The organism is Desemzia sp. FAM 23988 (assembly GCF_045528365.1).
In the GTDB taxonomy this organism is placed as follows: Bacteria; Bacillota; Bacilli; order Lactobacillales; family Carnobacteriaceae; genus Desemzia.
Window position 1 is genome coordinate 1 of record NZ_JBGQQS010000039.1, and the last position, 11,508, is coordinate 11,508.

Here is an 11,508-nt window from a genome sequence, read left to right on the forward strand (position 1 = left end):
TTTAGGAACGTTCTTCCAAAAGATGGGCCAGCAAGCGGCGGAGCCGTGCGGTAGCTGACAAGTGTACAAAAATAGAGTGCCTAAACTAGCGGAGTAATAGGACGCTCGAGAAAAACTTGACACAAACCTTTTCGAGAAGGATATTGCTAATATTATTTCGCGAAACAACAGTGTTTAGAAGAGAAATGGGTTGAAAAAATGAATGCACACCGACAGCAGCATCCGACAAACTGGTTAAGGAATATTACTCTCTTTCTAAGCAGCCAAACGATTACATTGTTTGGTTCGTCTCTTGTTCAGTATGCCATGTTGTGGCATGTCACCTTAACAACAGACTCCGGAACAATGATGACACTGTATATTATTTGTGGTTTTATTCCAACATTTCTATTGTCCCCAGTTGCAGGAGTATGGGCAGACCGCTATAACCGAAAAGTACTCATCATGTTATCAGACGGGTTGATTGCATTTGCGACGTTGATTCTTGCCATTCTTTTCTTTCTAGGGTCTGGTTCCATCTGGTTGCTTTACTTGATGGCCGCTATTCGCGCTTTTGGTGCTGGAATTCAAACGCCAGCAATCGGTGCGATTTTACCACAGATTGTTCCCGAAGAAATGCTAACGAAAATTAATGGAATCAATGGTACTATCCAAGCGATGGTCATGTTTATTTCGCCAGTAGTTAGTGCCGCTTTGTTAGATATTGCGACGATGGAAATGATTTTCATGATTGATGTAGTTACCGCAGCATTAGCTATTGCTGTCTTATTGATTTTAAAAGTACCAACTCACTACAAAGCGGCAGCAGAGGAAATGAATAGCTATTTTACTGATTTTATGCAAGGAATCAGCTATATCCAGCATCATGACTATTTAAAAGTTTTCTTCTTTTTCATGTCTGTCTTATTCTTGTTGATTGCACCAGCTTCATTTTTGACTCCGTTGCAAGTAACACGTACCTATGGAGAAGAACTTTGGCGGTTATCGGCGATTGAAATTGCGTTTTCCATTGGTATGATAGCAGGAGGAGCCCTCATTGCTGTTTGGGGCGGGTTTAAGAATAAAATTATTACAATTGCTTCCGCCAGTATGGTAATGGGACTTTGTACGATTGCTCTCGGTGTACTGCCGAATTTTTGGTACTATCTTTTCTCGTTTGGTGTATTTGGAGTTGCACTTCCTGTTTTCAATACACCTGCGACTGTCATGTTACAGGAAAAAGTGACAGAAAATTATTTAGGGCGAGTATTTGGTATTATGAGTATGATATCTACTTCTATGATGCCATTAGGGATGCTTGTGTTCGGCCCACTTGCCGATATGCTGAAAATAGAATGGATCTTGGTAGGGACTGGTATTTTGATTAGTATACTGGCTATTTTTCTGATTCAAAACAAAACGCTTATAAAAGCAGGGAAATAACTATCTGCAATGATAAGCAATGGTTCTCCAGTATCATCCTGAGCGATGATACTGGTTTTTTTGTAGATAAAGAGTTTTATGTGATTTTAAAAACTTGACTATTTTTGATTTTTTATACCTTTTTCACAAATTTTAAAAGCTTATTTTAAAGTATAAAATGAGGAAGTCTCAGCGGGAGGAGACAAGCTATTGTTAAAAAAGTTCTATATAAGAATTGGATATTTTTTATTTATGTGATATAATGAGCGTGTAAAAAAGTTCGTTAGACTAAAACGACTCACATTAGATATACGGAGGTAAGGAAATGGAACAATGGAAAGGGTTTAAAGGTAAGGTTTGGAAAGAAGAAGTAAATGTAAGGGATTTTATCCAACAAAATTATCATCCGTACGATGGCACAGATGAATTTTTAGAGGGCGCAACAGAAGCGACTACTGCCCTTTGGGATCAAGTCATGGATTTAAACCGTCAAGAACAACAAGCAGGCGGAGTATTGGATATGGATACAAAAGTTGTTTCTACCATTACATCTCATGCTGCTGGTTACTTAAATAAAGAATTGGAACAAATTGCGGGATTCCAAACAGAAAAACCTTTCAAACGCAGTTTACAACCATTTGGCGGTATACGTATGAGTGAACAGTCTGCAGAATCTTATGGCTACGAAATAGACCCAGAAGTTTCTCACATTTTTCGTGATTACCGTAAAACTCATAACCAAGGTGTTTTTGATGCCTATACACCTGAGATTCGTGCTGCTCGTCGCAGCGGAGTCATCACTGGTTTGCCAGATGCATATGGACGTGGACGGATCATTGGGGATTATCGTCGTGTAGCGCTATATGGCGTAGATTATTTGATTAAAGAAAAGAAAGCAGATCTAGACACTAAGGGTTACGGTACAATGAGTGAGGACATCATACGTGACCGTGAAGAGATCAATGAACAGATTCGGGCTTTGGGCGAATTGAAAGAATTAGGATATATCTATGGTTTTGATCTCTCTCAACCTGCTGCTACAGCGAAAGAAGCTTTTCAATGGTTGTACTTGGGTTATTTAGCAGCCGTCAAAGAACAAAATGGTGCTGCAATGTCATTAGGACGTACATCAACTTTCTTAGATATTTACATGGAGCGTGATCTAAAAGCTGGTACTTTAACTGAAGCAGAAGCGCAAGAAATCGTAGATCACTTTGTGATGAAATTGCGTTTAGTAAAATTCTCTCGTACACCGGATTATAACGACTTATTTTCAGGTGATCCTACTTGGGTAACGGAAGCTATCGCGGGTGTGGGGATTGATGGCCGTCATATGGTGACTAAAAACAGCTATCGGTTCTTACATACTTTGTCTAATCTGGGACCAGCTCCAGAACCAAACTTGACTATCCTATGGTCTAAACAGTTGCCGGAGAATTTCAAAAAATTCTGTGCCAAAGTGTCTATTGCTTCCAGTGCTGTTCAATATGAGAATGACGACATCATGCGTGTGGAATGGGGCGATGATTACGGGATCGCTTGCTGTGTATCTGCTATGCGTATCGGAAAACAAATGCAATTCTTCGGAGCTCGCGCCAACTTGGCTAAAACGTTATTGTATGCGATTAATGGCGGGGTAGATGAAAAATCTAAACAACAAATTGGACCTAAGTATCAACCGATTGCTTCTGAATATTTGGATTATGATGAAGTTATGGAAAAATACGATACAATGATGGAATGGATCGCAGGGCTGTATTTGAATACATTGAACATCATTCATTACATGCACGACAAATATTCTTATGAACGCATCGAAATGGCGTTGCATGATAGCGATATCCTTAGAACAATGGCAACGGGTATTGCTGGATTTTCTGTAGCCATAGACTCATTATCTGCTATCAAATACGCTAAAGTTAAAACCATTCGTGATGAAGATGGTTTAGTAGTGGATTACGAAATCGAAGGCGATTACCCTAAATACGGAAACAATGACGACCGCGCTGATGAAATCGGGATCTGGTTATTAAAAACGTTCATGGGCAAAGTAAAAAAACATCCTGCTTATCGTGGAGCTACACATACGACTTCTATTTTGACCATTACCTCAAATGTCGTGTACGGTAAGAAGACGGGCAATACACCTGATGGACGTCGTTCAGGAGAACCTTTTGCACCAGGAGCTAACCCAATGCACGGCAGAGATACTCATGGAGCATTGGCTAGTTTGACATCAGTAGCTAAAATCCCGTACAAATATTCGTTAGACGGTATCTCAAATACATTCTCTATCATTCCAAAAGCATTAGGTAAAGAAGACGATGTACAGCAAGAAAACTTAGCCAGCATGTTAGATGGATACGCAGCTAAGGGCGGTCACCATTTGAACGTAAACGTCTTTAATCGTGAAACCTTGGTCGACGCAATGGATCATCCGGAAAACTATCCTCAATTAACGATTCGTGTATCAGGATACGCGGTAAACTTTATCAAATTGACACGTGAACAACAATTGGATGTTATCAATCGTACAATGCATGCCAGCATGTAAGACAGAAAATCATTAAGCGACCGTTGCTGTCATAGCATAGCTAGTTTAAGTAAAAAGGAAGGGCTAGGAAGAATATCTTCTTAGCCCTTTTACAAAAAGGAGTCAAATACAATGAGTAATGAACCTGTCATTGGATATGTGCATTCGACAGAAAGTTTTGGTTCAGTTGATGGTCCTGGTATACGTTTTGTTACGTTTATGCAAGGGTGCCGTATGAGATGCGAGTTTTGTCATAATCCGGATACTTGGAATATGGGAGGAGGTACGCCTTATACGGCTGATGAATTACTGGATGAAGCGTTACAGTATCGTGATTATTGGGGTAAAAAAGGCGGAATTACGGTTAGTGGAGGTGAACCCTTGCTGCATATTGATTTTTTGATTGAGTATTTCAAAAAAGCCAAAGCAGAAGGGGTCCATACGACATTGGATACTTGTGGCCAGCCCTTTACACGGGATGAACCTTTTTTTAGTCGTTTTGAGGAATTGATGTCCTATACAGACTTGTTATTGTTTGATATTAAGCACATTGATGCAGAAAAGCACAAGCAGTTAACGATGCATTCTAACGAAAATATCCTAAATATGGCACGTTATTTATCTGATATAGGGAAACCTGTGTGGATCAGACATGTATTGGTTCCGGAACGTTCGGACTTTGACGAAGATCTTATTCGACTAGACCAATTTATAAAAAAACTGAAAAATGTCGTGAAAGTGGAGATTCTCCCTTACCATAAACTAGGACTTTATAAATATGCAGCGTTGAACATTCCTTATAAATTGCAAGGGATTGAGCCGCCTACACAAGACAGAATCGATAACGCCAATCGATTATTGCATATCGAAGATTATAAATTGTACCAATTTGTTCAATAAGTGAATAAATATTCTATTAAAAGAGCAATTTAAGATTGCTCTTTTTTAGTTGTTTGCTTATGATGAAGGTAGGGGAAAGGTTAAAGAGGAAGGGAATCAGAATGAATTTAAAAGACCAGAGTGTGTTTTCAGGAAAAACATTGGATTATTTTATTCAATTAACTGAAACCATGAACTATACATATGCTGCACAAAAGTTGGGTATCTCACAACCCGCTTTAACGCAAAGAATCAAAAAATTTGAAAGAGCATTAGGTGTTCCTTTATTTTATTTCAAAGGCAGAGAGATGCGGTTAACGGATGCTGGGCGAGTTATGGTCAGAGCCACACAATCGGTTCAAACGACCTTTAAAAACGCCATTGAAGACATAGAATACTTAGAAAATGAAAAAAACGGCCACTTAAAAATAGGTTTACTGTCATCGATAGAAGATGGAGTCTTTATGGACTTTATAGCGTCTTATTATGGAACCTTTCCTACCTGCAAAGTATCGTTGTATTTGTTGTCCAGAGAAGAAATCTGGCACCAATTAGAAAAGAATCAAATCGATTTCGCTATTTTGTGTTTGCCGGAAGACACGATAAAAAATTGGACTCATTATTCATCCAAAATCATAGTAGCTGAAGAATTATTTCTACTGCATCAGAGTGCTGAGTTAAAAGATCGTGTCTCCGTTCGTTTAAACGAAACGACTAATCATAAATGGGTTTTTTATCCACGGAATTTTTATGTCAATGATATTTTAAGGTTTAAATTTGTCCAACATAATCTTGATTTGCCTTTAGTTTCGGGCTATTTTTCAACGCCAAGACAACTACAGTTATTTAGTCAAAAAACCAATTCTCTCTCTGCATTACCTAAATCGTATATTGATGCTCATCCTTTAGAAAACGATCAACAGATGCTGCCATTTGATCCACCTATTACATATACACTGGCATTTGTGTATCAAAAAGAGAAAAGAACACTCGATCGTGTGAATCAATTTTTCACCTATTTTGACAAATTTTTAGAAGAAAAAGACTATGCCTCTAGACTAAAAAGCTAATTTGTTCTACTATAAAAGATGTGAATCAAAATAAAGGAGTGTCATGACAAATGAGCAAAATTTTAGTTTTTGGACATCAAAACCCAGATACAGATGCTATTGCATCAGCTATCTCATTTTCTTACTTGCAAAATGAATTAGGAAAAGATACAGAAGCGGTAGCTTTAGGAGAAATAGGGGAAGAGACTGCATACGCATTAAAATACTTTGGTATGAAAGCACCACGCGTCATTGAAACAGCAGCAAATGAAACCAACACGGTTTACTTAGTGGATCATAATGAAGCACAACAAAGTGTTTCAGATATTCAAGACGTTGAAATCGCATCTGTTGTAGACCATCACCGTATCGCAAATATTGATACAGCAAATCCTTTGTACTACCGTGCAGAACCAGTTGGTTGTACAGCAACGATTGTATTGAAAATCTTTAAAGAAAACAGCGTAACCATTCCTAAAAACATCGCTGGTTTAATGTTGTCAGCCATTGTTTCAGATACATTATTGTTTAAATCACCAACGTCTACAGCTGAAGATGAGGCAGCAGCAAAAGAACTTGCAGCTATTGCTGAAGTCGATTTAGATGTATATGGTTTAGACATGTTGAAAGCTGGAACAAACATGAGCGACAAAAAGGCTGAAGAATTGATTGATATGGATGCAAAAAGTTTCCCAATGGGCGACAAAAACGTCCGTATTGCACAAATCAATGTGGTTGATGTAGAAGATGTCTTTTCTAAACAAGCTCAATTAGAAGAAGCTATCCAACAAGCCAATTTAGATAACGGTTATGATTTATTTATTTTAGTTGTCACAAATATCTTAGATAGTGATTCAGTGGTTTTGGCTATCGGTAATCCGATTGCAGCTGTTGAAGAAGCCTTTAACGTAAAACTAGAAAACAACAAAGCAGTCTTAAAAGGTGTCGTATCACGTAAGAAACAAGTGGTTCCACAATTAACAGAAGCTTTAACTAAATAAGCTGTAAATCAATCAAACATCCTGAAGGCTGATAAAAAATCAGTCATCAGGATGTTTGTCGTTAAAAAACATTTACGGACAGACGGCAGCAAACTAAACTGAAATGAGCTTAGAAACGTGCTGAGAAACTAATATATGGATTAAAAGAGTTTTTAGTACAGCAAAATGAAATCATAACTATTTGAAGTAAATAGTTACAACCTGTAATGAGTTGAAAGATAAATTTCTAAGAACTCAAACAAAAACAATCAGTGAGATAAAGTTCAGTCAACAAGTGAATCGAACTATAATAAAGAAAGAAAAAAAATTTTCTTAAGTTGGAATCAAAAAACAGCTCAAGAGAAAGAAAACAGGATAAAAGAGGATAATTTTTAAGTTTTAACCAGTTATTATCTCTGTCAACTACTTTGTATAATATATATTATGTAAACTAAAAAAATAAGAAACAAATCAATCCCATTCAATATAAAAGCTCTCTTCATCCGCTCTTCTAATTAATTTATTCTTAATTAAAAATCATGGCGTCTCACACTCGCGCTCCGTTATCAATTTTTTTTTGATAATGTCATTGCATGAGCATAGCTGATCTTATCAAGTTGCAACTTGACGATATACTTATCACAGCGTAGCAGCTAATTTCTATTAGCAATAGTCCGTAGGCTGATCTATGCATTTTGCAATGGGAAGCCGACCGACTAAGTTTTTTTAACAAGAACTATAAACTTGTAAACTATTTAATTCTCAAAGGACAAACAAAATATAATTTAATATAACTATAGTTTCGATTCCAAGTCAACGTACATTTAGGTTTCGCGTTATGGAAACTTATGAATTTGCTTAGAAAACCGCGTTTGATCTGATACATTTTTCTCATTAGAAATTTTAATGAGATTTTGAATTGATTTAAACTCCAATTTATTTATTTGGTTGTTCATTTCTCCTTTTATGGAATTGATATATTTTGTAGAATAATTAAAGTGTTTTTTTATCTTTGATGTCGAAAAATGTAAACAATGCCCATTAAAAGATACTTGCTATAACAACACTAAAACAAAAACATACTCTGTCACTATAAAAAATAGAGAACATACACAACAATTAGCCTTTGAAGAAAGCGACTATTTTAAAGAACGTTCAAAAAACAGATATAAAATAGAGGCAAAAAATAATGAATTAAAAAATAGACACGGTTATAAAAAAGCGCATTTAACCGGTTTATTTGGCATGAAATTACAAGGGGCCACCACGCTCTTTGTAGTGAATATGAAGCGAATTATAAAGCTGAAAGAAGAAAAAACAAGAAAAAATGAAGAAAATAGACAAAAATAATCAGTGATAACTGTTTACGTTTACGTAAAAATTCAGAAATCACTGATTATTTTTTTGTGTTTGTACATGATAATTTTAGACTGCTAGTTTTTCAGCAGCCTCTGTGCCAGCATTTGACTTTTTTTTAATATTAAACGAAAACGTCTTGTGATTTAATTAACAATACTGAAATTCGGTAAGGATATAGTTTTATGCAACACTAGTGAAATAGAATAATAAATAAATTGAAAAAAGCAATACCTAAGATGATTAACATTGGCTGTAAGAAGCTATCGTTTATAAGATTGAAAAATAAACTAGATTGTTTATCTAGTTCAGCATTTATTGCAATTTCATTCCCTTGCGCCACAAATTCACTAAATAGTGGACCAATACTTTCTTGATCCACTCCATATACTTCGTATTCACCAGCTGACAGATTTAATGGAGTAAACGTGTGAATGAGATTGACTTCTGAATCAACTTGCTGCGAAGAATCTTCTATAGTCGTTTCAAAAAGGCCAACAACATTAAATACTTCATTATTAATAGTTAGTGTACTGTTTTCATTATTAATACGGTAAACCCAATCAGAGTTTTTCTCTACCAATACGCTTGGTACGCCCTCTTCAAATCCTCGATTAAATTGTTGCAGAGCCTCATCTGATATTTTTTCATCAACAAGATAATCAGCTTCTAATTTACCATACACTCCTATACGGTCATCAAAATATGGAAAGAAAAGCATGGAGAATTCCTCTTCGTTATACCAATTATCCAACTCGGAAATAATTCTATTTCCACTTGTTGCTGCGTTCCACGACTGAAAGACAATTTCTTCATGTTCTGCTTTTTCTGCTTCGAATAGCACTTGATATCTAAGAATAAAAATTGAAGTGAAATGTTGAAGTAATAGAAAGAATAATAAAATAAAAGCAATATGTGGCTTTCTCATAAACCAACCAACTCTCTTTTTATTGATGAAACTTATTAGTTATTATTTTGAAATTACCCGAGCCATAGGCCATGGGTTACTTGTTGCAACGTAAGTATGTCCATAATTAAATACTACTTGTGGTGCAACAGGATTAAGTGTATCAAAGTATGAGTGTTGACGTTTTCGATAGGATTTGAGGCAGCCTTTACTTCTCCTTCAGATAGACCCAATAACCCAAAAGATAAAGCGGTTACATAAGAAAACCTCGAGCGTGAGCTCGAGGTTTTCTTATGCCATGGAAACAATAAAATTTTAATGCAACACTAGTGAAATTAAGTACAAAATTCCGTTCCCTTGGTAGCCAGAGTTGTTAAGTAGAGCACTGAATGAAACGCTTGTTCGAATCACTAATCACTTCTTAATGGTATAGGCTAAAAAGAAGTTATATACTTATTATTCTTCAAAGAGATTAGGGATAAAGACGCAAAAGTATTTACCAAAATTTCTTTCTAGATAATACGATAGATTTTTATGACAATTCATCAATTTACAAGTGATGAACATATAGCTTACTATGTTTGTTTCATTAAAGTGATTGCGATTATTTAATACATAAAAAAGTCTCTCCTTAAGAGATGATGAACCTTCTATAGAATGAAATTCATATATTACTTTGTAATTTTCTAAATTGATTATGACAACTAACGAATATGAGGCTTTATTGGATTAATTACCAAATCCCTCGCATGAATGCTCTAGCATGTCCATCTCCTCTTAATTGAAGATACAAGCACATATCATGTTGGCCAAACCCCGCAATGTTATATTTTTCACGGTATCTTGCTTCAGCGTACCGACTATTTCCGGTTACATGTGGAGTAAGTACTTCATAATACTTTTCTCCAGTTGGACTAATTACCGATGCATTAAATTCTCCATTTGATACCCCAAGAATATTAGCATTATAGGGACTAAGGTTTACTCTAAATGTTGCAGTCATTGTTCCAAACCAGCTTGCTCCTTGCGTACCCGTAAAGTTAGCACTGACTTTTTTGCTATACGATCCATTTGGCCACGTAGCAAAAGGGGCTATTAATTGATCTTCTGTATCTTCAACTGTAATGGTTAATGTTCCTTTTTCTGTTTCGATAACTTCTGAATAAAAGTCGTCTCTAATATCGAATTCTTCTGTCCCCACTAATTCTTGAGACAGTTCTGGAGAATCAATCTCTGCGCCCATGACTGGTATTGGCGTGAGACTCATCGTGACTATAGAAAAAAATGAAATAATAATTAACTTTAACTTTGTTTTCATTACTGATATCTCCTTTTTCATTAGTTTTTTTTAACGACCACTAGCATTTTTGTATGACTCTCATAATAATGAGGTTCATCTCTTTAGGAGAAAGCTTTTATGAAGTAATCACACTATTAAAATCTAATAAATTCTTATAAAAGTCTGGGAGGCATAATTAGCGAGTAGGAATAATTAATATTGAACTAAGGGCTCTTCCTTTTTTGAACACGCTTTCATTTCCGAGTGCAATGATTTTGAAAAGCATAATTTATTTATAAAGAAGAGCATGATTCTTTACTAAAGTTTATTAGTTATGAATTCTTAATAGATGTCATTGGTATAATTTGAGTTAATCGTGGAAACTTGTTTACTATTGGTACATTTATCTTGGTTTATTAAGTAGAAAGAAAGTACGTAGTAATTCTCTCTTCTCAACATAAAAAAAGCACCCCAAAATAAAAGTTATCACTTTTTTAAAGATGATTTTCATTTCCTTCATTTTTCTCATACATTTTAATTAATATATCTCGAATCTCAGATAATCTTTTTAAAACAAAATAAGCAAAGAAAGGAAAAACAATCCAAGAAAGCAATTTAAAAATTGGCAAAATCATTTTCATTCTCCTTTTATTATAGATAATTACTGTTCGTTCTAATTTTACTTCTCTATAATTATTCTTATGACAAATTGTTCGTGATTACGCAAAGAGTTAGTAACTTATTAACCATTAAGGAACATTCAAAATACTCAGGCCTCCTTCCTAATGGGATAAAAACAAAAGCTTATTTTCCTTATGTCCATATGTGTTAATCAACTAAATTATAGAATAAAGAAGGTTCTTTGTCAAATAGTGTTGGTAAGAAGTATGTGTCAAGTTTTTCTCGGGCGTCCCATTACTGTGCTAGTTTAGGCACTCTACTTTTGTACACTTGTCAGCTACCGCACGGCTCCGCCGCTTGCTGGCCCATCTTTTGAAAGAACGTTCCTAAAACCAGGAACCTTCTCCCAAAAGACAGGAATTAACGAAAACTTTTGATTAATTGTCCTATTGCCGATGAATGAGAGGCATATAATGGAATCGTCCCATTCTTTGCACCAACTG

At 35.6% G+C, this 11,508-nt stretch carries 8 protein-coding genes and 1 pseudogene; 6 read left to right on the forward strand and 3 right to left on the reverse strand.

Annotation, left to right across the window (positions count from 1 at the left end; all coding sequences use genetic code 11):
* Positions 1-198 precede the first annotated feature (198 nt).
* From ACEN4L_RS13085 to ACEN4L_RS13110, 6 genes and pseudogenes are all read left to right on the forward strand, one after another.
* Complete coding sequence (locus ACEN4L_RS13085; RefSeq protein ID WP_407097680.1) at positions 199-1,422, forward strand: MFS transporter; 1,224 nt, start codon at positions 199-201, stop codon at positions 1,420-1,422.
* Positions 1,423-1,726: 304 nt separating this feature from the next.
* Complete coding sequence (gene pflB, locus ACEN4L_RS13090) at positions 1,727-3,955, forward strand: formate C-acetyltransferase (RefSeq protein ID WP_407097681.1); 2,229 nt, start codon at positions 1,727-1,729, stop codon at positions 3,953-3,955.
* 111 nt (positions 3,956-4,066) lie between these two features.
* The gene (gene pflA, locus ACEN4L_RS13095) at positions 4,067-4,834 is read left to right on the forward strand and encodes a pyruvate formate-lyase-activating protein (RefSeq protein WP_407097682.1); all 768 of its coding nucleotides are present in this window, start codon (positions 4,067-4,069) and stop codon (positions 4,832-4,834) included.
* A 101-nt stretch (positions 4,835-4,935) separates the two neighbouring features.
* A complete protein-coding gene (locus ACEN4L_RS13100; protein WP_407097683.1) occupies positions 4,936-5,883 on the forward strand; it encodes a LysR substrate-binding domain-containing protein in 948 nt (315 codons plus the stop codon).
* A 50-nt stretch (positions 5,884-5,933) separates the two neighbouring features.
* Positions 5,934-6,863: a manganese-dependent inorganic pyrophosphatase gene (locus tag ACEN4L_RS13105; RefSeq protein WP_407097684.1), complete on the forward strand. Its 930-nt coding sequence runs from the start codon at positions 5,934-5,936 to the stop codon at positions 6,861-6,863.
* Between the two features lie 984 nt (positions 6,864-7,847).
* Positions 7,848-8,192 (forward strand): annotated as a pseudogene (locus ACEN4L_RS13110) (transposase); the annotation flags it as partial.
* Positions 8,193-8,391: 199 nt separating this feature from the next.
* On the opposite strand, the gene ACEN4L_RS13115 reads toward ACEN4L_RS13110, so the two are convergent.
* The 3 genes from ACEN4L_RS13115 to ACEN4L_RS13125 all read right to left on the reverse strand — a co-directional run bounded on the left by ACEN4L_RS13115 (position 8,392) and on the right by ACEN4L_RS13125 (position 11,019).
* A complete protein-coding gene (locus tag ACEN4L_RS13115) occupies positions 8,392-9,126 on the reverse strand; it encodes a hypothetical protein (RefSeq protein WP_407097685.1) in 735 nt (244 codons plus the stop codon).
* Positions 9,127-9,838: 712 nt separating this feature from the next.
* Entirely contained in the window at positions 9,839-10,423 is a 585-nt protein-coding gene (locus ACEN4L_RS13120) for a hypothetical protein (protein ID WP_407097686.1), read from the reverse strand.
* Positions 10,424-10,878: 455 nt separating this feature from the next.
* Entirely contained in the window at positions 10,879-11,019 is a 141-nt protein-coding gene (locus tag ACEN4L_RS13125; RefSeq protein WP_407097687.1) for a hypothetical protein, read from the reverse strand.
* Positions 11,020-11,508 lie beyond the last annotated feature (489 nt).

Excerpts from the sequence above, each read along its gene's own strand:
- ACEN4L_RS13085 (WP_407097680.1), top strand. The coding sequence starts at position 199 with ATGAATGCACACCGACAGCAGCATCCGACAAACTGGTTAAGGAATATT.
- pflB (WP_407097681.1), top strand. The coding sequence starts at position 1,727 with ATGGAACAATGGAAAGGGTTTAAAGGTAAGGTTTGGAAAGAAGAAGTA.
- pflA (WP_407097682.1), top strand. The coding sequence starts at position 4,067 with ATGAGTAATGAACCTGTCATTGGATATGTGCATTCGACAGAAAGTTTT.
- ACEN4L_RS13100 (WP_407097683.1), top strand. The coding sequence starts at position 4,936 with ATGAATTTAAAAGACCAGAGTGTGTTTTCAGGAAAAACATTGGATTAT.
- ACEN4L_RS13105 (WP_407097684.1), top strand. The coding sequence starts at position 5,934 with ATGAGCAAAATTTTAGTTTTTGGACATCAAAACCCAGATACAGATGCT.
- ACEN4L_RS13115 (WP_407097685.1), bottom strand. The coding sequence starts at position 9,126 with ATGAGAAAGCCACATATTGCTTTTATTTTATTATTCTTTCTATTACTT.
- ACEN4L_RS13120 (WP_407097686.1), bottom strand. The coding sequence starts at position 10,423 with ATGAAAACAAAGTTAAAGTTAATTATTATTTCATTTTTTTCTATAGTC.
- ACEN4L_RS13125 (WP_407097687.1), bottom strand. The coding sequence starts at position 11,019 with ATGATTTTGCCAATTTTTAAATTGCTTTCTTGGATTGTTTTTCCTTTC.